Origin of the sequence: Chryseobacterium takakiae, from assembly GCF_900129385.1 — a bacterium.
Lineage (GTDB): Bacteria > Bacteroidota > Bacteroidia > Flavobacteriales > Weeksellaceae > Chryseobacterium > Chryseobacterium takakiae.
The window spans coordinates 100,238-125,474 of the sequence record NZ_FQVO01000007.1 but is presented as its reverse complement, the minus strand read 5'-3'; the positions used below and the strand labels follow the sequence as shown (position 1 = coordinate 125,474).

The 25,237-nt window shown below is 37.0% G+C and carries 29 protein-coding genes and 3 tRNA genes; 7 read left to right on the top strand and 25 right to left on the bottom strand.

The window, feature by feature from the left end; genetic code table 11:
* Positions 1-2: 2 nt before the first annotated feature.
* Positions 3-1,202: a VWA domain-containing protein gene (locus tag BUA76_RS10670; protein ID WP_072884787.1), complete on the top strand. Its 1,200-nt coding sequence runs from the start codon at positions 3-5 to the stop codon at positions 1,200-1,202.
* A gap of 315 nt (positions 1,203-1,517) precedes the next feature.
* Complete coding sequence (locus BUA76_RS10665; protein ID WP_029296622.1) at positions 1,518-1,898, top strand: SpoIIAA family protein; 381 nt, start codon at positions 1,518-1,520, stop codon at positions 1,896-1,898.
* Positions 1,899-2,018: 120 nt separating this feature from the next.
* Here the strand turns inward: BUA76_RS10665 and BUA76_RS10660 are convergent, their stop codons facing one another.
* Together BUA76_RS10660 and lipA are read right to left on the bottom strand one after the other, a co-directional pair.
* Positions 2,019-3,215 carry an MFS transporter gene (locus tag BUA76_RS10660; protein WP_178337329.1) on the bottom strand — a complete coding sequence of 399 codons (1,197 nt, stop codon included), beginning with the start codon at positions 3,213-3,215 and terminating at the stop codon, positions 2,019-2,021.
* A 214-nt stretch (positions 3,216-3,429) separates the two neighbouring features.
* A complete protein-coding gene (gene lipA, locus BUA76_RS10655) occupies positions 3,430-4,296 on the bottom strand; it encodes a lipoyl synthase (RefSeq protein WP_072884786.1) in 867 nt (288 codons plus the stop codon).
* A gap of 108 nt (positions 4,297-4,404) precedes the next feature.
* On the opposite strand from lipA, the gene BUA76_RS10650 reads away from it, so the two are divergent.
* Positions 4,405-5,037: a hypothetical protein gene (locus BUA76_RS10650; protein WP_072884785.1), complete on the top strand. Its 633-nt coding sequence runs from the start codon at positions 4,405-4,407 to the stop codon at positions 5,035-5,037.
* A gap of 24 nt (positions 5,038-5,061) precedes the next feature.
* Here BUA76_RS10650 and BUA76_RS10645 read toward each other — a convergent pair whose 3' ends face one another.
* Positions 5,062-5,622, bottom strand: coding sequence for an RNA polymerase sigma factor (locus tag BUA76_RS10645; protein ID WP_072884784.1), 561 nt, complete (start codon positions 5,620-5,622; stop codon positions 5,062-5,064).
* A 332-nt stretch (positions 5,623-5,954) separates the two neighbouring features.
* Here BUA76_RS10645 and tyrS point away from each other — a divergent pair, with 332 nt between their 5' ends.
* Positions 5,955-7,250: a tyrosine--tRNA ligase gene (tyrS, locus tag BUA76_RS10640; RefSeq protein ID WP_072884783.1), complete on the top strand. Its 1,296-nt coding sequence runs from the start codon at positions 5,955-5,957 to the stop codon at positions 7,248-7,250.
* A 138-nt stretch (positions 7,251-7,388) separates the two neighbouring features.
* Here the strand turns inward: tyrS and BUA76_RS10635 are convergent, their stop codons facing one another.
* Positions 7,389-7,841 carry a hypothetical protein gene (locus BUA76_RS10635; RefSeq protein WP_072884869.1) on the bottom strand — a complete coding sequence of 151 codons (453 nt, stop codon included), beginning with the start codon at positions 7,839-7,841 and terminating at the stop codon, positions 7,389-7,391.
* A 210-nt stretch (positions 7,842-8,051) separates the two neighbouring features.
* On the opposite strand from BUA76_RS10635, the gene BUA76_RS10630 reads away from it, so the two are divergent.
* The 3 genes from BUA76_RS10630 (at position 8,052) to BUA76_RS10620 (ending at position 10,652) form a co-directional block, all read left to right on the top strand.
* The gene (locus BUA76_RS10630; RefSeq protein ID WP_072884782.1) at positions 8,052-8,690 is read left to right on the top strand and encodes an alpha/beta hydrolase; all 639 of its coding nucleotides are present in this window, start codon (positions 8,052-8,054) and stop codon (positions 8,688-8,690) included.
* A 110-nt stretch (positions 8,691-8,800) separates the two neighbouring features.
* Positions 8,801-10,126, top strand: a complete 1,326-nt coding sequence (locus tag BUA76_RS10625; protein ID WP_072884781.1) for a PDZ domain-containing protein — start codon at positions 8,801-8,803, stop codon at positions 10,124-10,126.
* Position 10,127: 1 nt separating this feature from the next.
* Positions 10,128-10,652 carry a hypothetical protein gene (locus BUA76_RS10620; RefSeq protein ID WP_072884780.1) on the top strand — a complete coding sequence of 175 codons (525 nt, stop codon included), beginning with the start codon at positions 10,128-10,130 and terminating at the stop codon, positions 10,650-10,652.
* On the opposite strand, the gene BUA76_RS10615 is transcribed toward BUA76_RS10620, so the two are convergent.
* The 21 genes from BUA76_RS10615 to BUA76_RS10515 all read right to left on the bottom strand — a co-directional run bounded on the left by BUA76_RS10615 (position 10,649) and on the right by BUA76_RS10515 (position 25,237).
* Positions 10,649-11,686, bottom strand: a complete 1,038-nt coding sequence (locus BUA76_RS10615; RefSeq protein WP_072884779.1) for a L,D-transpeptidase — start codon at positions 11,684-11,686, stop codon at positions 10,649-10,651. The genes BUA76_RS10620 and BUA76_RS10615 overlap by 4 nt on opposite strands.
* A 122-nt stretch (positions 11,687-11,808) precedes the next feature.
* Positions 11,809-12,867 carry an ATP-grasp domain-containing protein gene (locus tag BUA76_RS10610; RefSeq protein WP_178337328.1) on the bottom strand — a complete coding sequence of 353 codons (1,059 nt, stop codon included), beginning with the start codon at positions 12,865-12,867 and terminating at the stop codon, positions 11,809-11,811.
* Positions 12,845-13,558 (bottom strand): NRDE family protein, encoded by a 714-nt coding sequence (locus tag BUA76_RS10605; RefSeq protein WP_072884778.1) that lies wholly within the window; start codon positions 13,556-13,558, stop codon positions 12,845-12,847. The genes BUA76_RS10610 and BUA76_RS10605 overlap by 23 nt, the downstream gene beginning before the upstream one ends.
* Positions 13,546-14,034, bottom strand: a complete 489-nt coding sequence (locus BUA76_RS10600) for a DinB family protein (RefSeq protein ID WP_072884777.1) — start codon at positions 14,032-14,034, stop codon at positions 13,546-13,548. The genes BUA76_RS10605 and BUA76_RS10600 overlap by 13 nt, the downstream gene beginning before the upstream one ends.
* 15 nt (positions 14,035-14,049) lie before the next feature.
* Positions 14,050-14,433: a DoxX family protein gene (locus BUA76_RS10595; protein ID WP_072884776.1), complete on the bottom strand. Its 384-nt coding sequence runs from the start codon at positions 14,431-14,433 to the stop codon at positions 14,050-14,052.
* 2 nt (positions 14,434-14,435) lie between these two features.
* A complete protein-coding gene (locus BUA76_RS10590) occupies positions 14,436-14,864 on the bottom strand; it encodes a DM13 domain-containing protein (protein ID WP_072884775.1) in 429 nt (142 codons plus the stop codon).
* Positions 14,865-14,870: 6 nt separating this feature from the next.
* Positions 14,871-15,317, bottom strand: a complete 447-nt coding sequence (locus BUA76_RS10585; protein ID WP_072884774.1) for a YHS domain-containing (seleno)protein — start codon at positions 15,315-15,317, stop codon at positions 14,871-14,873.
* A 48-nt stretch (positions 15,318-15,365) separates the two neighbouring features.
* Complete coding sequence (locus tag BUA76_RS10580) at positions 15,366-15,632, bottom strand: hypothetical protein (protein ID WP_072884773.1); 267 nt, start codon at positions 15,630-15,632, stop codon at positions 15,366-15,368.
* A gap of 3 nt (positions 15,633-15,635) precedes the next feature.
* Positions 15,636-16,226, bottom strand: a complete 591-nt coding sequence (locus BUA76_RS10575) for a sigma-70 family RNA polymerase sigma factor (RefSeq protein WP_072884772.1) — start codon at positions 16,224-16,226, stop codon at positions 15,636-15,638.
* A gap of 193 nt (positions 16,227-16,419) precedes the next feature.
* A tRNA-Asp gene (locus tag BUA76_RS10570) sits at positions 16,420-16,493 on the bottom strand.
* Positions 16,494-16,523: 30 nt separating this feature from the next.
* Positions 16,524-16,597, bottom strand: a tRNA-Asp gene (locus tag BUA76_RS10565).
* Between the two features lie 30 nt (positions 16,598-16,627).
* Positions 16,628-16,701: transfer RNA gene (locus tag BUA76_RS10560), tRNA-Asp, on the bottom strand.
* Between the two features lie 126 nt (positions 16,702-16,827).
* The gene (gene trxA / locus BUA76_RS10555; RefSeq protein WP_029296722.1) at positions 16,828-17,145 is read right to left on the bottom strand and encodes a thioredoxin; all 318 of its coding nucleotides are present in this window, start codon (positions 17,143-17,145) and stop codon (positions 16,828-16,830) included.
* 83 nt (positions 17,146-17,228) lie between these two features.
* Positions 17,229-18,404: a cysteine desulfurase family protein gene (locus BUA76_RS10550; RefSeq protein WP_072884771.1), complete on the bottom strand. Its 1,176-nt coding sequence runs from the start codon at positions 18,402-18,404 to the stop codon at positions 17,229-17,231.
* Between the two features lie 114 nt (positions 18,405-18,518).
* On the bottom strand, positions 18,519-19,106 hold the full coding sequence (locus BUA76_RS10545) for an HAD-IB family hydrolase (protein ID WP_072884770.1): 588 nt from the start codon (positions 19,104-19,106) through the stop codon (positions 18,519-18,521).
* Positions 19,107-19,168: 62 nt separating this feature from the next.
* Positions 19,169-19,894, bottom strand: a complete 726-nt coding sequence (locus BUA76_RS10540) for an SDR family NAD(P)-dependent oxidoreductase (protein WP_072884769.1) — start codon at positions 19,892-19,894, stop codon at positions 19,169-19,171.
* Positions 19,895-19,899: 5 nt separating this feature from the next.
* Positions 19,900-21,216, bottom strand: coding sequence for an FAD-binding oxidoreductase (locus tag BUA76_RS10535; RefSeq protein ID WP_072884768.1), 1,317 nt, complete (start codon positions 21,214-21,216; stop codon positions 19,900-19,902).
* A complete protein-coding gene (locus tag BUA76_RS10530) occupies positions 21,213-22,100 on the bottom strand; it encodes a decaprenyl-phosphate phosphoribosyltransferase (protein ID WP_072884767.1) in 888 nt (295 codons plus the stop codon). The genes BUA76_RS10535 and BUA76_RS10530 overlap by 4 nt, the downstream gene beginning before the upstream one ends.
* Positions 22,101-22,205: 105 nt before the next feature.
* Positions 22,206-22,895 (bottom strand): YiaD family glycine zipper/OmpA-like lipoprotein, encoded by a 690-nt coding sequence (locus BUA76_RS10525; RefSeq protein WP_072884766.1) that lies wholly within the window; start codon positions 22,893-22,895, stop codon positions 22,206-22,208.
* A gap of 44 nt (positions 22,896-22,939) precedes the next feature.
* Positions 22,940-23,434: a lipocalin family protein gene (locus tag BUA76_RS10520; protein WP_072884765.1), complete on the bottom strand. Its 495-nt coding sequence runs from the start codon at positions 23,432-23,434 to the stop codon at positions 22,940-22,942.
* A gap of 126 nt (positions 23,435-23,560) precedes the next feature.
* Positions 23,561-25,237 carry a S8 family serine peptidase gene (locus BUA76_RS10515; RefSeq protein WP_072884764.1) on the bottom strand — a complete coding sequence of 559 codons (1,677 nt, stop codon included), beginning with the start codon at positions 25,235-25,237 and terminating at the stop codon, positions 23,561-23,563.

The window sequence follows — 25,237 nt, the reverse complement described above, 5'->3', positions numbered from 1 at the left end:
TCATGACAACTTTTAAAATTTTAACACTGACGATAGGAACTTTGGCTCTTCTGAGTGCACAGAATTCCGGGGAAAACTTAATGTGCAGCAAAGGCAGACGTGTTCCTCCTACTGAAAGAAGATTTGTTGACCATGAAACTTCAACAACACCTGCAGCGAGCGAAAATAAAATTCAGGTGGCTCTTCTTCTGGATACCTCCAACAGCATGGATGGACTGATTGACCAGGCAAAATCAAGACTCTGGAATATTGTCAATACACTCACCACGTTAAAGTACAACGGAAAATCAGCCCAAGTGGAAATCGCACTGTATGAGTACGGAAACGATGGCATCAGTGATGAAAATTATATCCGGCAAGTCACTCCACTTACCCAGGATCTGGATCTGGTTTCCGAAAAACTGTTTGCCCTGAGAACCAATGGCGGCAATGAATATTGCGGCGCAGTAATCCGGGATGCTTCAATGAACCTGAACTGGGACAGCAATGATAAAAGCATGAAGCTGATCTATATCGCCGGAAACGAACCTTTTGATCAGGGAAGAATAAGCTATAAAAATGTGATTTCGGATGCAAAGCGAAAAAATATTTATACCAATACTATTTTTTGTGGAAACAGGGATGAAGGAATCCGTACTTTCTGGCAGAACGGCGCATCGCTCGGTGAAGGGAAATATTTTAACATCGACAGCGACCAGAAGGTTATTTATATTGAAACGCCTTATGACATAAGAATCTCCGAATGCAATGCAAAACTGAATGATACCTACATGTATTACGGAAGCCACGGTTCGGAATTTAAAGCCAAGCAGATGCTTCAGGATAAAAATGCGGAAGTACAGTCTGCTTCCAATGCAGTAGAAAGGACTGTCGCCAAATCCAAAAAAAATGCTTACAAAAATGATCATTGGGATCTTGTAGACCGTGCAGAAAAAGATAAAGATTTTATTTCGGAAGTAAAAGAATCTGAACTTCCGGCAGAACTGAAAGGCAAAAGTAAAGAAGAAGTTAAAAAGGCGGTGGCTCAAAAATCCGCTGAAAGAGAGAAAATCCAGAAAGAAATTGAAGCACTCTCAAAGAAACGCCAGGAATATATTGATGCTGAAATGAAAAAACGAGGAAACGCTGATGCCGATGATTTGGGAAAAGCGATTGAAAGCTCAGTTCTTGAACTGGCGAAGAAAAACGGATATAGTATTTAGGGTAGCTTATTTCCGGATAGAATCAATTTTAAGTGGCTTGTGTCTGGAAGCCAATAGTTAAAGGTAAAAAAACTAATACTGCGAAAATCATTTTCATAAGATGTGGCTATATATATCTGAAGTCACAGTGTATTTTGTGTGAGGCCGCGGCAGATTGCCGCGGCCTTTTGTTTTCCGGCGGCTTTGCCGCCGGAAAATATGTTACGAAAGATTTAAACCAAATTTAAACAATTAAACCTTTTGTTAACCCAATATTAAATAATGGTTTACTTTTTGTTATCAACCTAAAATCTAAACCACAATAAATATTACAATATGATAACGATTATTCCAGAAGCTCCGGAGAATGTTGCTGCTTTCAATGCAACGGGAGAAGTAACAAAAGAAGATTTTGAAAACCTGGTAATCCCAAGAGTAAAGCAAAAGGTGGATCAGTTTAATGAACTGAACTACCTGTTGTACCTGGATACAGATCTGGATAATTTTACCATGGGAGCCTGGCTGCAGGATGCGCTTTTAGGATTAAAAAACTTAACAAAGTGGAACAGAACCGCTATTGTTACGGATAAAGAAGGAGTGCAGAATTTTACAGACATTTTCAGTGTGTTGATGCCGGGAGAGTTTAAATCTTTCCCCAAAGGAAATCTTTACAATGCTCTTTACTGGTGCAAAAACGGCAATGAAGTAGAAGCGTAATGAGCTTTTCATAAAAACAAAATAGGCGATCTTTAGAGATGGCCTATTTTGTTTTTTGTCAACAAGTAAATTGCTGCCACTTATTTTTATCAAATAATTCTTAAGCAGCATAACTTTGCTTTATTTTTCGCATGAAACACATTCGGTTATTGTTTCCTGAACTTCTACTGAAGCGTACAGATATTTGTATCGTATGCTGATAATTAATCCTATCAGGGTCATTCCCACTCCTACCAGTGAAGGATAATTGAACGCATATCCTTTTTCCAACGGAATTCCGCCAAGAAATGCTCCCATCGCATTGGCAATATTGAAGGCTGCCTGCATAAATGCTGCGGCCATCATTTCGCTTTTCGGTGCAGCTTTCATCATCATGATATTAATCGGTGCTGATACAGACATAGACAATGCTCCGCAAATGAAGGTAAGGATAAGTGATACATTACGGTATTCCGATAAGAAAAATACGCCGGCCAGAGAAATCATCATTAAAAGCAAAAGCAAAACGCACGTTTTCTCCGGATTTAGCCTGTCTGATAAATATCCTCCAACAAGATTCCCGACTACCATTCCGGCTCCGGCCAAAATCATTACGTAAGCCATATAGCTTTCCGGTATTCCTGAAACAATGGTCATAAGCGGCGTAATATAACTGAACCATGTAAATAGTCCGCCAAAACCAATCGCCGTAATCATTAAAACCAGCCATGACTGTCTTTTTTTGAGAAACTTTAATTCTTCCATAAAATGCGTTTCTTTATCAGACTTCACATCAGGAAGCCAAAGCTTTAGAAACAAGAGAGCCAACAAACCAATTACCGAAACAATTGCAAAATACCATCTCCAATGAAAGGTATGGCCAATATAGGTTACGAGAGGAACCATGGCGAGATTGGCAATGGTAAGTCCGGTGAACATGAGGGAGATATTGAATGCTTCTTTTCCCTTTGCTGCCATTCTTGCCGCAACTACTGTTCCGACTCCGAAAAATGCTCCATGCGGAAGACCCGAAAGAAAACGAATGATCATCATCGTTGTATAGTCAGGAGCCATAGCAGAAAATGCATTAAACAATGTGAAAATTACCATCAATGCCATCAGCACTTTCTTGGGAGGAAACTTCACCGAATATCCGATCAGGATGGGAGCACCTACCACTACTCCAAACGCATATGCAGAGATGAGGTGTCCCGCTTCCGGAATACTGATCTGTAAACTCTTTGCCATATCGGGAAGCAGTCCCATAATGGTAAATTCTGTCGTTCCGATTCCCAATCCTCCAATGGCAAGAGGTATTATTTTTTTATCTATCTTCATTATACTTCTTTGAAAGTGCAAAATTCACTATAAATAATCATTTATGCTTTAACCAAAATGACATAAAGCTCTTGTATATTAACTTCATTAAATAAAAAACTAAATATGTTTAATAAGAATAAAGTTTCTAGTTATTGAAATATACTTATTGCTGAAAGCAAGCAACAAAATTATATGGTCAAAAAAATCGCTTCAGAAGTGAAGCGATGTATGATTAGTGAATATGTTTTTCTGCGTGATAAGAACTTCTCACCAGTGGCGAACTTTCCACATGCCTGAACCCTAAGCTTCTTGCAAAATCTCCAAACTCATCGAACTCTTCGGGAGTGATGAATCTCTTTACAGGAAGATGTTTCTTGGTCGGCTGAAGATATTGTCCTAAAGTAATAACATCTACGTTGGCATTTCTGATGTCTTCAATGGTCTGGAAAACTTCATCTTTCGTTTCACCTAAACCGAGCATTACTCCGGTTTTGGTTCTTCGCTGTCCTGCTTCTTTAAGATATCTCAAGACTTCAAGACTTCTTTCATATTTTGCCTGGATTCTTACTTCACGGGTAAGTCGTTTTACTGTTTCCATGTTGTGGGAAATTACTTCTGGAGCCACATCAACCAGGCGGTCAATGTGTTTTGTGATCCCCTGAAAATCAGGAATCAGTGTTTCCATGGTTGTTCCCGGAGAAATTCTTCTTACCGCATTTACCGTTTCTGCCCAGAGAATAGATCCCATATCTTTCAGATCATCACGGTCTACCGAAGTAAGAACGGCATGTTTGATTTTCATTAATTTGATGGAGCGCGCCACTTTTTCCGGTTCGTCCCAGTTTACATCAAGCGGCTTTCCTGTTTTTACTCCGCAAAATCCGCAGCTTCTTGTGCAGATATTCCCCAGAATCATGAAGGTTGCCGTCCCTTCGCCCCAGCATTCGCCCATATTCGGGCAGCTTCCACTCTGGCAGATTGTATTTAATTTATATTTATCAACCAAAGTTCTCAGTTCTCTGTAATTCTTACCGGTAGGCAGTTTTACACGGATCCATTTTGGTTTCTGAACGGTTGTATTTTGAATTAAATCCTCCATCTCTATCTCAATTGAAGGTTCAAAGTTAGTGATTTTTTTATCGAAACAATCAAAGACAGAGATTGATGAAAGATATAATTTTGTAATTTTAAATATAAATATCTTCCTATGAAATCCATCTTATGTTTTTTAACGGTTACATTAAATATATTGTGCTTTGCCCAAAAAGAATTTCAGCCAGATGCCGCCACCATTATTGAAACCGTTGACGGAGATCTGGATGGAGATCTCATTCCCGAAAAAGTAATTGTTTACAATACCAAAGACACTACAGAGTACGGAAATATCCGCGAGATCCAGATATTGAAAAAAGTAAATCAAAAATGGACAATCCTTGAAAAATCCAGAAACGCCATTCTGAAAAGCAATGACGGCGGAATGATGGGCGATCCTTATCAGACTACCGAAATTAAAGATGGAATCTTAATGATTACCCAGGCCGGAGGCAGCAGCTGGAAATGGGGCTATACGGATAAATATAGATTTCAGAACGGGCATTTTGAATTGATCGGTTATTCATCCGGCAGTGGAAAACCAGAGGAATATTGGACTGATATTGATTTTAATCTTTCCACCGGAAAGCTGATTTTTGAAAAAGAGGTTGAAAACAGGAAAGAATACGGAGATTCCAGGAAAGAAACAGTGATAAAAAAAGGGATAAAACTTAATCTTCAGAACAGAAATCAAAAGGAGCGAATAGAAATTCTTCTTCCGAAAACAAAGGAGAAAGTTTATTTATAGTTAAGGGTAAGACTTTATTAGTGATTAATTATCCTCAAATTCATTGTTCTTTAACAACTCAGCCAGCACTTTTTTCGCGCGCATCACCCGAACTTTGGTATTGGCAACAGAAATGCCGAGTTCCTCCGCTATTTCTTTAATACTCTTCTCCTCAAAAAACCGCAGCCTGATAATATCCTGATAATTGGCATCCAGCGATTCTATGGTTTTGATTATTTTTTTCTGCTCTTCTTCAGAGATCATGAGTTCTTCCGGTGATTTTGCGTACTGATTTTTTACTTCATCAAGGTTTTCGGTAGGATCCTGGTTTTCCCTGCTTTTTCTTCTCCAAAAATCGATGATGGTATTCTGAGCAATGGTAAGTATCCAGGTTTTAAACTGAAAATGTGGATCGTACATATCCAGCTTTGATAATACTTTTGAAAAAACATTCACTGTTATTTCATCAGCATCATTTTCATCATGAACTTTTTTCATTACGAAAGAGAAAACATCAACCCAAAAAATGTTGATGAGCCTGGTCTGTGCCTTTTGGTCTTTTTCCTTTGCCTTTGTAATAAGCTGGAATAATTGTTCTTCGTTCATTATAAACAAATATATTGATTTTGGCTAAAAGCACAAAGCACGTTATCAAATGAATTTCGCTCAAATAGTTGTAATTCCGACTGAAGTTTAGCCCTGATCGCAGCGATTGTCTGAGCTCATTTTTAGGATTACGGCGGCGCGGCTCCGCCGCGCCGCCGTAATCCTAAAAATAGCGAGTGCGGAGAGCAGGAAAAAGCTCCTAAAAAAATTCAACGTGCTCAAACAGTTCTTAAACAAATTAGAAGTTATCCATTGCAAATGACAGATTATCCGTTTGCCCTTATTTCCCTGAAATGATTATCTTTGCACATTAAATTTTAAAGTTAAAAATAATGAACTCTTTTATTGAAGAATTGAAATGGCGCGGTCTTTTTGCAGACATGATGCCCGGAACGGATGAACAGCTGAATAAGGAAACAACAACGGCTTATATCGGTTTTGATCCTACTGCAGATTCTTTACATATTGGAAGTCTTATTCAGATAAAAATTCTTGCTCACTTTCAACAGCATGGCCATAAGCCGATTGCTTTGGTGGGAGGTGCTACGGGAATGATTGGAGATCCTTCGGGAAAATCTTCAGAAAGAAACCTTTTGGATGAGGAAACACTTCTTCATTATGTAGACTGCCTGAAAAACCAATTGTCCCGATTTCTTGATTTCTCAGGAAGTGAGCCCAATAAAGCTGAGCTTGTCAATAACTATGACTGGATGAAGAATATTTCTTTCCTTGATTTTGCAAAAAATGTGGGAAAAAATATTACGGTTAATTATATGATGGCCAAAGATTCTGTGAAAAAGAGATTTTCAGGAGAAGCCGGAGCAGATGGAATGAGCTTTACCGAATTTACATATCAGCTAATCCAGGGATATGATTTCCTGCATTTGTACCAGAATAATAATGTAAAACTTCAGATGGGAGGTTCTGACCAATGGGGAAATATCACCACCGGGACGGAGCTGATCCGAAGAAAAGCACAGGGCGAAGCGTTTGCATTGACAGTTCCTTTGATCACCAAAGCCGATGGTTCCAAATTCGGTAAATCTGAAAGCGGAGAAAATTATTGGCTGGACAAGAAAAAAACTTCGCCTTACAAATTCTACCAGTTCTGGCTGAATGCAACGGATGACGACGCTGAACGATTCATAAAATTCTATACATTCTTAGGAAAAGAGGAAATTGAAAATTTAATTGAAGAACATAAAACAGCGCCTAATGAGAGAAAACTTCAGAAAAAACTGGCTGAAGAAGTTACGGTTTGGGTTCATGGAAGAGAAGAATATGAAAAAGCATTGAAGGCTTCTGAAATTCTTTTCGGACGTTCCACTGCTGAAGATATGGTAAGTCTGGATGAAGCAACTTTTCTTGAACTTTTCGACGGTGTACCACAAAAAGAGATCGCAAAATCTGATGCTTTAGGCATTAATATTATTGATCTTCTTTCGGAAAAGTCAGGTTTTCTGAAATCTAAAAGTGAAGCCTCCAGAGAAATCAAAGGCAATGCCATTTCGGTCAACAAGCAAAAAGTGAATGACACTTTTATAGCCAATGAAAGCGACCTTATCGACGGTAAATTCCTTTTGCTTCAAAAAGGAAAGAAAAATTATTTTATTGTAAAAGTGATTTAATTTCTTCATTATAAAAACAATCGGGCGCGGGATTTAAAATCCCGCGCCCGATTGTTTTTAAATACCCGACTTAGTATTTATATTTCCTCATAAAAAAAGACTGCCTAAGCAGTCTTCATATGTTGTTAAAGTGTATTCTTATAATTCTAAGAAGCTGTAATAAGTAGAAGCGTTTTTTTCTCCGGATCCTATTACTTTTTCTGTTTTTGCAAGTTCTCCGTCAACGTAAATATTTACAATCAATTCTGAGTCTGCATATGGAAGAACTGCATTGGCAGCAATACTTACCTGAGACTGACTTGAGCTTACAAATTGATCTCCTGATGACCAAACTAATCCTGTTGGGTTAAAAGTTGTCTGAGGACTTGTTCCTATTTGGGTAACAACCGCTTTAAAATTCACCGTAGGAGGCGTTGTAGGAGGAGGTGTTGGGCCTTTTATATTTATTTTTGCCTCAAGCTGAATAATATGATCCGTGAACTCGTCTTCGTCATCATCTTTACAAGAGTTAAGAACAGAAATTACCGAAAATAATACGGCGAATAAAAAAGAAAGCTTCAGTAAACTTTTTGATTTGTAAAATTGCTTCATTTTTTCCAAATAGATTTTTAATGTTTCAAATATAGGTTTTTTATCAATATAAAAATAGGTTTCGTGAAAATTTTCCAATAAAAAATTCTAAAAAATATCGATTTAATAAATCGTATTTGCAATATAAAGACAGTTTGTCACTTCATTAAACATGGTCTCATTTTTACTTTATGAAATCATCATTCAACCTTTATTAATTATCTTTGCCTAATGAATTTAGATTATATTGTAAGAGAGCCGGAACATATAACTTCAGAAACAACGATTCTTTTTATGTTTCACGGATACGGAAGCAATGAACAGGATCTTTTCAGCTTTCGGGAAACCCTTCCTGCAGACTGGATCATCGTAAGCTTCAGAGCACCTAAACCAACACAATTTGAGGGATATTCATGGTATGATATCGATTTTAATAATCCTGAACGTTTTGTTGATGTTCAACAGGCAACAGAATCCCTAAACAGTATTTTGGAAAACATCCTGAATATCATCAACCGTTACGGCATTACGAACGGAAAAACACATCTCTGCGGTTTCAGTCAGGGTGGGATTCTATGCTATGCACTTGCCCTGAGATATCCTGAAATGTTTAATCTGATTGCGTGCCTAAGCAGCTATCCCGAAGAAAAACTGCTGGACAATATTGTAAAAGATAAGAAAAAGCTTGAAAAATTACGTTTTTTTATTTCACATGGTACCGACGATGCTATCATTCCGCTGGACTGGGGAAGAAAAGCTGCCGATCTGCTGTATGATCTCGGGTGTTATTTTTCGTTCAGAGAATATATGAGCGGCCACGGTGTAAATCAGAAAAATTATATGGATCTTATGGACTTTTTCCGGAAATAAATTTACAATTATTCATACGTTCTTTTAATTGTTTAAAAATATCCAGGCATTCTCTTCTATTGAGAATGCTTTTTTTATTAAAATTCAGATAAAATGATTAAATTCCATACATGAAAGTTATATTTTTTTTCTGGTTTTTTTTCTTTGGTATTTTTATCAATGCCCAGAACTCTTTTGAACTTAGGGACGCAAAAAAAACAGTTATTCCATTTAAATTTATCAACAATCTTATATTCATTCCGGTTAATATCAATGGCGCAGAACTCACCTTTTTACTGGATACGGGAGTTGCTGAAACGTCCATCTTCAGTCTGGAAAATAAAGAGCTAAAACTTATAAACGTTGAAAAAATAAAATTTTCAGGATTAGGAGGAGAAAGAAGTATTGACGGATTCCGGTCGGAAAATAATTTTGGAAAAATCGGAAAAAATTTCGTGAATGATTCCATGACCGTATATATCATTACCGATCAGGACTTCAATATTTCTTCTCATGTTGGAATTCCAGTGAACGGAATAATCGGTTACCATTTTTTTAAGAATCATCCTGTTCTTATTGACTATATGGCTAAAAAACTTACCATTTATAAAGATGAGAGCATGTTTAGAAAAAAGATAAAAAGTTTCAATGAACTTGAAATAAGTATTGAAAAAAATAAACCTTACATTTTTGCTGATGTGGAAATGACAAAGGAAAGAAAAAGATCAAAACTTCTTATTGATCTTGGAAATAGTGACCCGATATGGCTTTTCCCTAAACTCATAAAAGATTTTGTATATAACCGTCCCAATATTGATGATTTTCTGGGAAGAGGCTTTAATGGTGATATCTACGGCAAAAGAAGCCGTATCCATAATCTCTATTTAGGTAATTTTAAATTCGAGAAACCACTTACGGCAATGCCCGATGAATATTCCATACAACACGTAAGCCTCGTTGAAAACAGAAAAGGTTCTGTAGGAGGAGATATTATGAGACGTTTTACCGTAGCTCTGGATTATCCTCATGCGAAAATATACCTCAAAAAAAACCGCAATTTTTATGATCCTTTTCATTTCAATATGAGCGGTCTGGATTTTAAACAGGACGGGATGGAATGGACAAAAGATATTGTAAATCTTCCCACCAAAAGCCAAAGCAAACCTTCAGGAGGTACTGAAATATTCAGCAGCAGCGTGCAGTATAATTTCATTCTTAAACCCATTTTCTCAATTGCAGGAGTAAGAAAAGATTCTCCCGGAGCGAAAGCAGGATTACAGAAAGATGACCGGCTTATTACCATAAATGGCAAGAAAACTGCAGATATGACCTTACAAAAGATTTTAGAACTTATGAAATCCGACGAAGGCCGTACCATAGAAATGATTATTGAACGAAAAAACAAAACGATGTCCCTTCGTTTTACTTTGGAAGACCCTATACCTTATCAGGAATAATATGAAAACAGAAGAAACAACCATAGACAAAATAAGAACCAGACCGCGGTTCAAAATGTTTACCCATCTCACCAAAGACGAGTATGCAGAAAATCTGAAAAAATATCTGGCAGAACATAAAGACGAATTTTCCGGAAATATCAATAAAGAAGTAGCGACAATTTGTGTAAAAACCGAAGATGAAGGCTATTGGAAACCCAGATTATCCTTACGGATAGAAATTGAAGATAACGAAACGACCATACGTGGTATCTTTGGCCCAAGTTCTGCCGTCTGGACGTTTTTTATGTTTCTTTATTTTTCTTTTTCCATCCTCTGGATGGTATTTTTTTCCATGTACTATGTAGAAAAACAGATTAACAGCCATGAGTTTCCTTGGGCTCTGAATGCTTCTTTCCTTATGCTGTTGTGTATTGTGATTACCTATGCTGCAGCAAGATTCGGGCAGCATAAAGCCAAAGATGAGATGTTAAATCTCCGTAGGTTTGCAGAAGAATCTACGTTACAGTTTGAAAAGAAAGATTAAGGCTCCAGGGTTTTGGTCGTCTGAGGCATTTGCTCCAAAACTGCTTTTGCAGCTTTGATAGAGTCTACTACCCTTTCTCTATTATCCTGTTCTTTCAATATTTTTTCAATATTGGGTTCGATCATTTTTGTCATTTCTTCAACAGAAATATTATTGGAATTTGGGTCATTTAGCAATTTCCTCCATGGTTTACGTTTTCCCCAAGGATAATCTCCATATACAAGAACTGCGGTGCCTCTAGCTTTGGTGGTAGCCCCTCCCGGATTAAGAACCCAGGTATCAGCATAGTTATACAGCCATTTCGCATCATTCATCAGCAATCGCAAACAGGAGTGTGAAGCAGGATATCCCGGAAGATCATACTGATGCCAACCGATTCCGTCCAGATTAAAGATATTGAAATTATAAGGAAGTTTCCATTCGCTGTCTACTGTAGATATCGCCAGCTTTTTTTTCCAGTTGGCAAACGTAAGTCCCGTTTTTGTTTTAGCGGCCTTTTTTCCCATACTTGTCGGACCCCATTTTACCAAGCTTCCGTTGGAATAAACACCGTATGCCTGAATCGGGTAAGAAAAGACAACAAATTTTTTAACCGGACTCAACACATCCAGCTGCATGGGAAACGGAGAATATTCCATTAATGTAGTATCAATCTTGGCAGGAACTACTAACGTATCTGCATTCCATTTATTTTTGGAATCAAGTCTGTTTAAAGCAAGTATGGCATAACGCTCTTTTTCAGTAAACTTTTTATTGAATGAAGCAAAAAGAGAGTCTCTTACTTTTTTGTCTTTAGGAAAAATATAGGCATTATAAAAACCATATTCCTGCATTGCAGGAGGTAATGATGGTTTTTGCACCACAGAATCTTTTTTTGCTTCCAAAGAGTCTTTTGTTTTAGAATCATCTGATATAGATGAAGATACATCACTGATTTTATCGTTGATTTTTTCAATTTCCTTTTTGCAGGAAACTACTGTTAAGGCTATAAGTAATGTGAAAAGAAATGATTTTTTTTTCAATATGTTTTTCATAAATAAAGTACCCGAATCGTTTTGCTAACCAGTACAAATATCAGACCTAAATCCGAATAATAAAAACGGAATTTAAAATACCGTAAAAATACGGTGCCTGTTTATAAAAACATTCTAAATCTTTAGATTCCTGATGATGTCAGGAAAGGATTAAATTCTTTGAGGATTTTCCAGCAATCTTCACGGCTTGTAAAGGAATGTCCTTTTTTCTTATTAAACTTTGCAATTTTATACATGAAATTCCAATGCCTTATGATTTCTTTAATGGCAAAAAAATAAGAATGTCGGGGATCATAAATAAAAGTAGGTTCTGATGCGGCGCCATTTAATTCTATAATCCTGAAATTTTCTCCACTTTCAAGCTCTTCCCAGCTATTAAATTTCACATCAAATCTTCCATAATAAAAACCATCTACGGAAGAACAGATCTCATTAAATACATCGGTAAGCTTTTCTGAAATTTTATCCGAAACATCATAAAATGTCGCTCCTCTTGCATGATTTCCAATACTGCTTACAACTATTTGTTCATTTGCATCGGGAATACAGTTGATCTGGTGACAGTCATCTTGAAAAATTTTCAGATAAAACGAGTGATACCGAAGATTGTATTGTATGAGTTCGCCCAGAGTCTGTTGCCCATTTCCCGTAACCGTAATGCCTTTCTTTTCTACAATGCCGCTGATGAAACCCTTTTTTTCATTAGGAAACCTGATGTAGAAAACCCCGATTTCATTAGGGAAACTAATATATTCTTCCAAAAGCAGGTCTTCATTTCCGTTGTTTTCAAGATACTTTTTAAGACTTTCGTTATTTCTTATCAATTCTACATTCCTGCCTCTGCAGCCATTATTGGGTTTTAAAATAACAGGATATTCCAGGCCGTTTTTCCGGATTATACTTTCGATTTCCTGCAGGTTAGTTTCGCATTCAATAAGAAAAGATTTTGCCCGATAATTTTGGGGTAAAAGCCGGTTGACAAAATTTTTATCTTCCAGTGTCATTCCGCCATGAACAATGGCAGGATTTACCGCTCTAAAGAAACCGAAAGACCGTGATTTCAGGCTGATCCAAAAGTAATAGACAATACATGGAAGATAAACTGCCCACATAGGCCAAAACTCCCAGTGGATTAAGCGATGCCATTTGTATCGCAGTTTAAACAAGACTTCTTTTCTCAATTTTTGTATGTTGTATTGTGTTTTCTGTAAGATCATGATATGCAAAATGAATCCTATCTTGTTTAATAATAAGCTGGGTGATGCTTACCGTAATATATTCTTCTTTTATTGATAAATCTATTTCAGGTTCTTTTTCTATCTGATGTTTTTTGTGGAAATTAAGTATTTCCCCGGATTCTATATTTCTACCCATCTGAAATCGCATGAAATCTTTTTGCCTTTCATTTTCAATACTGTCGTTGTACAATGTTTTGGAAGAAAGCAGATGGCTTTCATTTTCATTTAAGAAAAATTGATGTTTAACGGTTCCGTCCCAAAGCAGCCTCATTAATTTTTTATCGAAGAAAACCAATAACTGAAAAGGTTCTATTCCTGACAAGTCATATTCCTGAAAAGCGTGCAAAAAATTTTTGTCTTTAACAATATCTAAAAGTACGATTCCCCTGCTTTTCTTATAGGGCGGATTGCTTATATGTTTTTGGAAAGCCCCGTTCAAGAGGATCGCTGCATTGCCTTTGTCATCAATCACAAACCAGGTTCCTGATGCTTTTTTATCTTTAGGGAAATACAATAAACGGTCCTCCAGCTCCAAAGTATTTGGAAAGAGTGCTTTTTCCCGGTTTTTTTTCTCATCCCGATTAGAGGTAAAAATTATTGAATCCCGGGTTTTAAAATAGCTTACTGTACACATGCAAGTCTGAATTTTACCGTTGAAGGGGCCACTCCGAAATTCTCAGGGATATTTTCCCATTCAAATTCTTTAAGGGCAACTTTTATTAATGCCTGATGATGGATCCCGTGTTCAAAGCAATAGAGCAACTCCCGGAAATAGGTTGTTTTAAGTTCCTGCTGTTGGTTTGCATGATCGTGCAGAACGCATATCAGCTCTTTATCTTTTTTATTGATTTCAGCGGAGATGCTTTCAATGGTATTGAGCATTTCTTTCACATTTTCTTCAAGAGTCTGGTTCCTTTTCCTGTTTTCAAAAGAAAATTTTCCTGAATGGTAACCGGACAGCAATACTTCATACATTTCAAGGATGTGCCTGATGTGCTGCCCGATTGAACTTCCAAACAAGTATTTGCTTTTCTTTGTATACAAATGATCTGAAATTGGGCCTATTATCCGGGATAATTCCTGCAGATTATTTTCAATACTTCTTATCATAAAGTTATGCTCATTTTATTTTTTAGAAAATAGAGAAAAAATCTGTTTTTGGTGTATGGCAATTAATAATACACAAAATACTGCGACAATTACCGCCAGATAAAACAGCTTTCCCCCATCGTTCTGCACTTCGATCCCTAATTCCGTAACATGAAACCGGATGGCTCCCAGCATCAGCCCCAGCCCTAAAACAGCGCCATATGAGGTGGTTCTCGGTATTAAAATAAGAATGGACGCAATCAGCTCCAGAACACCAATTCCTATCCTTCCATAAGGTTCCATCCCAATTTTTGAGAAAATATATACGGATTCCGGTGCTGCGGAAAATTTAAAATAAAGTGTTTGCAGCATAATGATTACGGGGACAAGTCTGATTACCCAATTTACAATTTTTTTCATGTTTATTTTTTTTGAAGTAATGCGTATGAGAATAGATGATTGTATTGCTGACAGTGTACCACAGCGTATTTATAGGTATCTAAATCCGGCTTTGTCGCAAAGGTATATACTTGTCCACCGTTAACGGATTTTAGTTTTCCCAGCGAAATAAAATTATTAGGCTGCTGTTCTGTACTTAGATATACATAAAGATCCGGCCCGTTGCTTACTGAAAAATCTTTATCAAAAGCAAGTGTGTAAACACCGTCTTTCTCGTAAATCTCTGCTTTCCCGCCGATATTGTTTCCGTAAGGTCCCTTCATAAAATCTCCGGAGGAAATAAGCTTGGCGTTTTCCGGGGCCATTTCCATTAAATCTTCGGTGGAAGTGTTTTCTCTTACACAGCTCTGAAGAAATAAGCCTGCTGCAAGAATCAAGATTAATTTTTTCATCATTTATTATTTTGTTGTAAATTTTTTCCAGTTTTTATCTGCCTTAATGACAAGGTTTTTTTCATCTTTATTCCAACTTGTAAGGGTGTTGGTTAAGAGCTTATTGTAAAACAGATACAGTTTCCCATCCGTAATTTTGTATGTTTTGGGATCTACCTGTACTTTTTTACCATAATCTCCCATTGCAAAAGCACAATAACCACCATATTGAGGGAGATATTTCCCGGGTTCTTTCTGAAATTTAGCTTTATTTTCAGCGTTGACGAAGTAATAATCTGTTCCCTGATATTTTACAGCATTTTTTGCTGATCCGTGCTGCGGTTTTCCGGAAAAATAACTTACCACATCATAGCCATAATTGGCAACACCATTTTCCTGATTAATGTTTGAAGTTTGTGATAATAGAATACTGCTTATCAATAATAGAAACGGAATAAAGAATTTTGTTTTCATTGCTTATTTTAAGCTTAGACGGGACAAAATTTTATTCCTTACAAAATTTTACATTTTTTGTAAATTTTCTTTTATCTTGTTCTTTAATGCATCAGAAGCTTTTGTTTCTTTTCCAGAGATATTTTCATGAAAGTGATATTGTAATGCTTTATCCATTGCTTTGGTCTGTTTGCCGAAATTCCTGCAGCATTTGCAAAATGCAATATGAAATTTCACCTTCAGCCATTCTGACACAGACAAAGAAGTTTCTTCGGATTTAACGATGTTAAGAGAGGTCTCCTCACAGTTGTGTAAAAGGTTGTTAATAAATTTCATAATCTACAAAGTAATTTCATTTTTTTCAAGGCAGCTTCTCAGGAGTGTTTTAGCCCGGAAAAGAAGGACCCAATAATTAGACGAAGTAATATTAAATTCCTTACAAATTTTTTCGGCATCTTCATCCAGCATATATTTGGCAACGAAAACAGGTTTTAGCTTTGAAGGTAGTTTTTGCAGGCAGAATTCCATGATTTTATAAAACTCTTTGCTTAAAAGATAATCGTCTGCACTTTCGGAGAGATAATTTTTATTAATATCCTGCTTCCATCTGCCATAGTTGTCCTGATTGAAAAATGCATTTTCGAATGACGCTTCCGTTTCCCCAAGATAGTCTTCGTAGCTTTGGCTGCTATGGCTTTTTTTCCTGTAATAATCTATAATTTTATTTTTGAGAATGCTGGTAAGCCATGTTTTTACGGATGATCTTTCTTCAAATTTGCCTGCATTTTTAAATGCTGCCAAGAAAGTGTCCTGCACAATATCTTCGGCATCCTCTCTGGAGTTTACTCTGGTTATAGCAAAGCTGTAAAGAAAATCAGCAAATGTATCTACCCATTGTTCGGGAGCTAAACCTGAATCATTATTTTTCATCACTGTTCTGTTTAGATATGACAAATATACTAGAAAAAGATATTTCTTCAGAATGAATTTGATGCATGCAAGAACAATCTAATGTGAGATATATACATGATAAATATACTGCTTAAAAAGTACTTTTTTTATTGTATGGAGAATCAAGTTTACAATAAAAAAAGTCACCAAAATTAATTGATGACTTTAACTGCGATCCGGACGGGACTCGAACCCGCGACCTCCGCCGTGACAGGGCGGCATTCTAACCAGCTGAACTACCGGATCAATTTTTTAAAGAAACTGATAAAACTTCTGCGATCCGGACGGGACTCGAACCCGCGACCTCCGCCGTGACAGGGCGGCATTCTAACCAACTGAACTACCGGATCAATTTTTTAAAGAAATTGATAAAACTTCTGCGATCCGGACGGGACTCGAACCCGCGACCTCCGCCGTGACAGGGCGGCATTCTAACCAGCTGAACTACCGGATCATTTTTTTAAAGAACGTTGTTTCTTTTTTGTGATTGCAAAACTACAACTTTTTTCCTTTCCTGCAAATTATTTTAGAAAAAAAAGCCTTCCAAAAATGGAAGGCATTCATTATCAAACTTATTATTTTATAAGTGTGCGCTTAGTTTTTGAGCGATCACATCTTTTGGAGCCACACCAACTAATTTGTCAACAACTTCACCATTCTTAAAAATAAGTACTGTAGGAATATTTCTAATCCCATACTGCATTGAAATTTCCTGGTTGTTGTCTACATCCACTTTTCCCACTACCGCTTTCCCTTCGAAATCCGTTGCAACCTCTTCGATAATTGGTCCCAACGTTCTACAAGGTCCGCACCATACTGCCCAAAAGTCTACCAATACCGGCTTATCTGATTTTAAAACCGTTTCCTGAAATGAGCTGTCTGTAATTTCTAAAGCCATTTTTAATTTCTTTTATTTAATTAATATTATATTCTTGTTTACTTATAAACTAACACCAAAATTACGCCATTTGAGTAATAGAGTTATCTATGCTCAACATTTGTATTTTCTATAACAAAGTCTTTAGAAATTTCATGCAAAGCATCTGCTAAGGCATCAATATCTTCGGTAGTGGTCATATGGCTAAAAGAGATCCGTAAAGGCGTACAGTGGTCCATTTCATCTTCAGAAAGTACCATCATCATTACCATTGATGGCTTAGATGCTCCTGAAGAACATGCACTCCCCTGAGAAATTGCTATTCCTTTCATATCCAGCTGAAGACCAATTAACGGGTTTTTATAAGGCAATAAAGCACTTAAAACTGTATAAAGACTGGTTTCTTTTTCATTACTTCTTCCATTAAACTTAATGCCGGGAACAGTTTGCGTAAGCTTTTCTACAGCGTATGCTTTAATATTCTGCATATGAGATGCGTATTCTTCCAAGTGATTCAGAGAAAGTTCCAATGCTTTTCCTAATCCTACAATTCCGGCTACGTTTTCTGTTCCTGCTCTGAGACTTCTTTCCTGTGGTCCTCCGGTAATAATACCTTTTAGCCCGCTTGATTTTCTGATAAAGGCAAAACCTACACCTTTCGGACCGTGAAATTTATGCGCACTGCATGATGCAAAATCTACCTGAATATCGGAAAAGTCCAGCTGCATATGTGCCATGGTCTGTACCGTATCCGAATGGAAAAGCGCATTATTGGCTTTACAAAGTTCTGCCACCTTTTTAATATCGGTAAGATTTCCTATTTCGTTGTTGGCATGCATCAGGCTTACCAATGTTTTTTTATCTGAAGACTTCAGTAATGCTTCCAGCTTTGTAAGATCGATATCTCCTTTCTCATCAGGACGGATGTAGTTTACTTCTACTCCTTTTCTGTTTTTCATATCCAGGATACTCTCGGAAACACATTTGTGTTCCAGAGGAGAACTGATAATTCTCTGTACTCCAAGATGATCAACGGCAGATTTGATAATCATATTATTGGATTCCGTCCCGCAGGATGTGAATATGATTTCGGCCGGAGTAACATGAAGATAATCTGCAACCTGCCTTCTTACGTTTTCGATAAGAATTTTTGCTTCCTGTCCGAAACTGTGCGTTGAAGACGGGTTACCAAAATTCATTTTCATGGTATCTACCATTGCATCGATAACTTCTTCTGCAAGAGGCGTTGTGGCAGCGTTATCTAAATATATTTTATTCATTTTACTTTGAAAATTTTATTTCTACGGAATCAGTTTATTACCGAAAACAGCAGCTTAAGGATTTATTTTTCAGCTTTAAAGCCTAATCCTTATGCTGAATTTCATTTCCCAAAATTAGTGAAAAAATTGATAATGTCCTTCATTTGCCCATTGAAGCATATACCTGTCTCCTGAGGTATCTCCGAAAGCGATGATTTTATCATATTTCCTGCTGGCGATTTCCGTCTGTATGCGGATCAGTTTTTCTTTCCCGTTACAGTTTTTTCCTATAAAATTACCTGTGAAAACCCCGTTTTTAAATTCTGCTTTTGTTGCCACGAGCTCCATCTGGAAAGCTTCCGCAAAGGGTTTTGCCCAGATATCCAATGAAGCGGTTACCAAAAGGCTGTGTGTATGCTCACGATCAATATTCCGGATAAAATCCAATGCATTCTCGCGAATAATTTTCGGATAATAATGCTCAAAAAACTGGTTGGATTTTTTTTCTATTTTTTCCTGCATCTGGCCTTTAAGAATAGAACCTATAAAACTTTTTTTCACCTTTTCGGTATCGGCAAGTTTTAATTTAAGCAAAACAAAAAGCGGAATGTGCTTCAGAAACTGTAATCTGAATTTTACCGGATCGTAAAACCTAAGATACATAAACATGGTATCTTTATACGTAAGGGTCCCGTCGAAATCAAAACAATACAATTTCTTCATTGGATTTTTCTTTAATGTATCTTAACGCAAATGTCGGAAAGATATTTTTAACTGTAGATAATTTAGAGCTTAAGCTTTTTAAATATAAACTCCGGAATATTTCTGATGACAAACATAATTACTCCCCAGACAGGCAAAACATACACTGTGTTTCTCCTTTTTCTATAAGCTTTGAAAATATATCCTGCTGCCTGATTGGGGCTTGCCGTAAGTGCAGGATTCAGGGAAAGCCCTTCGGTCATTTTGGTAGCCATAAATCCCGGTTTCACAGTCATCACGTGCACTTTTTTATCTGAAAGGTAATTCCTGAGACCACTCAGATAAGCCGTAAAAGCTGCTTTAGCACTGCCGTAAATAAAGTTGCTCTGTCTTCCACGATCACCGGCCACCGATGAAAGCCCGATAATTGTTCCGGATCTTCTGCTTTCAAATTTCTGTGCAAAATAATTGAGTACCGGAACAAGTTTCGCATAGTTGATGCCGATGATTTTTTCCGTATTTTTATCATCATATAATCCTTCTGCGGTTCCTTCGCCCAAATATCCTGCGGCACAAAACAAAAGATTGGAATTGATCTTTTCAAACGCGCTGTAGTCTGCTTCTTTCATCAGATCCATATCTAACACTTCAGCCTGCTGAAGAAATTTCACGTCAATATGCCTTGCAAATCTTTCTGCGGTTTCCACATTTGAGGTGATGAGGTAAATTTTTTCAAACTTTTCTCCCTGTTTCAGGGCTTCTTCCACAAATGCCTGTGCTACTTCCGATGTACTTCCTAAAACAATCATCCGTGTTAACTGTTATTTATGATTCTTTTGTGCTGTAAAGACACAAATTTTGAACTCTGAACATTCTGGAGGTAATTAGTAAGCGATGATCTGCTCATACTATCTTTCGTAAGATAAATCTTTCCATGATATTCTTCTACGATATCATCCAGCCTATCGATTAACTTTCTTAATTTTGAATTTACTTTAAAATCCAGTGCCAACGAATATCCTTCAAAAGGAAAGGAATTGTAAGCGTGTGGGTTTTCTTTCCCGTACAGCTTTAACACCGCCAAAAATGAGCCGTTTCCGCTATTGGCAATTGTTTCAAGAATTTTTCTCATTCCCTCCTTGCCTTTTTCTTTAGGAATCATCATTTGATATTGAATAAATCCGGATTTTCCGTAGATCCTGTTCCAGTCTCTTACAAAATCAAGAGGATAAAAAAATGTTTCGTAATCAATAAAATCTGTGACTTCTTTTTTAGATTGCTTTTTAAAGTAAAAGTAATTAAAAATCTTAACGGTAAAAGCATTTAAAACAAATCCCGGAAAATAAAAAGGAACTTTGGGTTCAAACTTCTTTTTAAGCCTTAGAGGCTGATCTCTGAATTTTTGAGGCAGTTCATGCTGAAAAGCATGTTCTCCCCTCATCAAAATACTTCTTCCAATATTTTTACCTTTTTGAAGACAGTCGATCCATGCTACATTATAGGTCCAGCTTTCACTTTCTTCGAAGAGCTTGAAAATTTCATCAAGATTTTCCGCTTTAATACTTTCCTGACGAATATACGCCGTCTGAATATTTTTAAGCCTGAATTTTGCGGTAAGAATAATTCCCGTCAGTCCCATTCCTCCAATGGTAGACCAGAACTTTCCAGGATTTTCTTCCCTTGAGCAGGTAATAATATCGCCAGTTTCAATCATTAATTTAAATTCAATGACATATTCTGAAAAGCACCCTTCACTATGATGATTTTTACCATGTACATCTGATGCAATGGCTCCTCCTACCGATACGAATTTTGTACCCGGAGTGACAAACAGGAAATATCCCTGTGGTACGGCAATTTCCAGGACATCAGAAAGCAGAACTCCCGATTCACATTCGATAACTCCGTTTAACCGGTCAAAGCTTATGAATTTATTAAGTTTTTTTGTTGAAAATATATGTTCTCCCAGTGAAGCATCTCCGTAACATCTTCCGTTTCCCCTTGCAATAACTTCATTATGGGTAAGTACAAACTCTTTTATCTTTTGGAAACTGTCTTCAGACCGCATTTCCTTTTCCACAATGGGAAAATTTCCCCAGTTGGTTACTTTCTGTACAAAATCCGGCTTCATTTTTTAAAATATATTTGAATTAAAAATGCAGCGACCCACAGCAATAAAGTAACCTGAATATATCTGTCACGATACACAATTTTGGTGGGAGATTCTGTTCTGTTGTAAACCAGCGTCTGCTGTAAATATCTTAGAAAAGCAAAAACAACGAAAATTACCGTGAAGAAAACACGCTGATGAAATTTTGCCTGTACTTCCGGTGAAAGCGTAAACATCAAATAGCAAACTATAGCAAGGGTTACAGAAATAGAAAGTGCAATATCTGCAAACTGAACATTATATCCGTCCAAAGCTTTTCTTGTTTTACCTGAAATCTGTGCATTAATGAGTTCCCCTCTTCTTTTTCCTATAGCCAATACAAGAGCAAGCACGAAAGTGAGTAAAATAGCCCACTGAGAAATACTGATCCCGGTAATATATCCTCCTGCTAAAACCCTGAGCACAAATCCCAGAGCAATAATGGAAATATCAATAATAGGAACATGTTTCAGTCTGAATGTATAAGCAAGATTCATCAGAAAATAAGAACCGATAATGGTAGCAAATTTCCATAGATTCTGCTGAAAATAGGCCTGCGAAAAAAATACCAGTGCAATATCTGCTGCAATAAGCCCTATAAAGATTGCTATTGCCTGAGATTTTGAAATGGCGCCGCTGGCCAGAGGCCTTCTTCTTTTTTCGGGGTGTTTTTTATCGGCTTCAATGTCGTTGTAATCATTCAGTATATAAACGGCACTTGCTGCCAGAGAGAAAATAATGAAAGCGAAAATACTTTTAGAAAGCAGATCGATATTTTTAATATTACCTGAAAAAAAAAGCGGAACAAAAACAAACAGGTTTTTTACCCATTGCTCTACACGGAGCAGTTTAAAATATTTCTTCATTTATGTTATTTCAAATACAAAAATAATAATTTTAAAGAAAGCCAGCATAAAAATACAAAAATAACCGCAAAAGCGGTTATTTAAGAAAATATTTATATGTGATTACTATTGTCCGTTCTGTGCGTCATTGATCATCTTTTCATTCGCTGTAATTGCAAATTCAACCCTTCTGTTTTTTGCTCTTCCTGCGTCTGTATCGTTAGAAGCTACTGGCATTGCTTCTCCTTCTCCTTTAGCAAACAATCTGCTGGAAGCAATTCCTTTTCCCATTAAATAAGATTTTACGGAGTTTGCTCTTCTTTCTGAAAGGGACATATTATAGGAATCTGATCCTTTGCTGTCTGTGTGTCCGTAAATATTGATGTTCGTATCCGGGTTATTAATAAGAACCTGCGCCAGCTTATCAAGATTGGTTTTAGCAGCAGTTGTAAGGGCTGATGAATCAAAATCGAAATTAACAATACTTTCATTTAAAGTAATTTTAATACCGTCTCCAACTCTTTCTACTTCAGCTCCCGGCAAAGTTTCTTTAATTTCTCTTGCCTGTTTATCCATTTTAGAACCGATTACATTACCGGCTACACCACCGATAACACCTCCTAAAACAGCACCAATTGCTCCATTTCCTCCTCTTCCTACATTGTTACCAAGAATACCACCGATTACAGCTCCTGATGCTACACCTACGGCAGTACCTCTTTGCTGATGGTTAGAATTCTTTACGGCTTCACAGCTTGTAAGCAATAAAGCTGAAGATAAAAAAAGGCCTCCTATATATGTTTTTGTAAATTTCATTTCTGTTTAATTTTATTGTTAATTTTAAATTCAGATTCTACTGATTATTTCATTCCGGTTCTTTCGAAATTATATACAATCCTTACATTTTCTCCGCCTGATGGAATATTCTGTTCCAGTGAAAACTGATCTGTGGTTTGGCTTGTAAGTGTAAGGGTGTAGCCGGCCGTATTTTGTTTGGCTTTCGTACCATCGGCAATTTTTTTAAAGCTAAAAGTATTCCCGCTTGCCACGTCAATTTTAATAGGCTGTGTAAAACCAGTTCCGCAAGTTCCGCCCCCATTAACGGTGTAAGCACCAGTCCAGTTATTAGGAATCAATCTCCAGTGGCTTCCTACGAAACATTGTGCATCAATTCCATCATCGAACGGCTTTACTTTGAACTGTTTATCATAATTTACACTGACAATCTGCCAGTCTCCTTTCATTTTAAGAAATTCTGATCTTTGGTTTTGAGCCGTTTTCGCATTTTTAACTCCGGAACAAGATACTGCAAAAACTGAAGCTCCCAGCATCGCTGTAAATAGTAACTTTTTCATATTGTAGTTTATTATTTTTTGTTAAAATAAGATTACAAAAAACCGTGCCAAAAATATAAAATAGCAATAAAAAAAGTCCGAAAATTTCGGACTTTCTATAATTAAGACTTAATATAAGCAGATAAACTATTTTTTAACAGTCTTTTTTACGGATTTTGTAGCCTTTTGAGGTGCCCCTTTTTTCCCGTTATAAAAATTGGTATAAGCATATTCTGCAGCTTTTTTAAGGTCTATTACACCTCCCGCCTCGGAATAGTTTCCAAAATCATTAGCTGTACTTGCGTTACTTGATTTTACCAAAGATTCGATAACCTGAGCCGGTGTAAGATTAGGCATATAAGCCAAGAGAACAGCTGCAGCTCCTGCTACTACCGGAGAAGCCATTGAAGTCCCCTGAAGATATTTATATTCGCTGTGAGGAACCGTAGAATAAATTTCCTGCCCCGGTGCAAATACGTTTACCATTTTTTTGTTGTAATTGGAAAAACCTGCTCTTAAAGCGTTATTGTCATTAGTACTTGCTCCTACTACCAAAACGTTATTTACAAATGGCTTATCATCCGTTACATTCTTGAAGTTGGTAGGATAAGCAAGGTGTTCTGCAACATCTTCATTCTCATTACCCGCAGCTTTAACTAATAAAACGCCTTTATCCTGAGCATATTTGAAGGCATCCCAAACTACATTTTTACCAGGAGAAACCGGTTTTCCGAAACTCATATTTAATACTTTGGCTCCGTTGTCTACAGCATATCTGATAGCATTAGCAACATCTTTATCTCTCTCGTCACCATTAGGAACGGTTCTTACAGACATAATTTTAGCAACTTTTGAAGCTACCCCATACTGTGTTTCGCTTCCGTTTGGAAGTCCCGCAATAATTCCGGCAACGTGTGTTCCGTGTTCCGCATCAGGGCCTTCATAATGATTGTTTCCATATTTTTTTTCGGAATAATCATCATAATTATCACCTACGATTTCTTTTCTCGGATCGTAATCAAGGTTATACTGCTTTTCCTGTGGACCGAAATAATCTAATGCTTCTTTGATTTGTCCGCTCATTGCTTTTTCGAATTCTGCAGCAGATTTGCCTTTAAATTCCGGGCTTTGAGCCACCTGAGCCAAAACCTGCGCAGCCATAGCTTCTTTTTGATCAGCAGGTTTTATTGTCGCAACATTTTCCGGAGTAATCGCTTTTCCGTTCAACAATTTTACCATTGTAGGAATTGCTTCGTTGATCATTGTATAGGTTTGGAAACCTTGTCTTGCCTCCATACTTTTTTTGGTGAAGATCTCCTTAGATTTCATGTACATTGCGAATTCTTCCGGCATTTTAGCCTGGTTTGCTTTGTTTTTGGCAGAATCTTCACCTTCGAAAACGGGTTTGTATTTGGCAACAACGCGTGTTACTTCCATATTGTCAATATCGATATCCCCATTTTTTCCGCCGATGAAATTCCATCCGTGAACATCGTCAATGTATCCGTTTCCGTCATCATCTTTACCGTTACCCGGAACTTCATTAGGGTTGCTCCATACATTTTTAACAAGCCCTGGATGATCTACTTGTACACCGCTGTCTAAAACACCTACAACAACTGTTTTAGGTTTAAGACCTTTGGATTCTAAATATTTATAAGCATTGTCTGTGTTAACTCCATAAATTTTGGTAGCAGCAAAATCTTTATGATACCATGTCATAAGATCCTTATCTTTCATCGGATCAGAGCCCGCTTTGGCTTCCTGCGCATGCGAGAAACCGAATCCCACTAAAAAAATAGCGGCTAATAATACCTTTTTCAT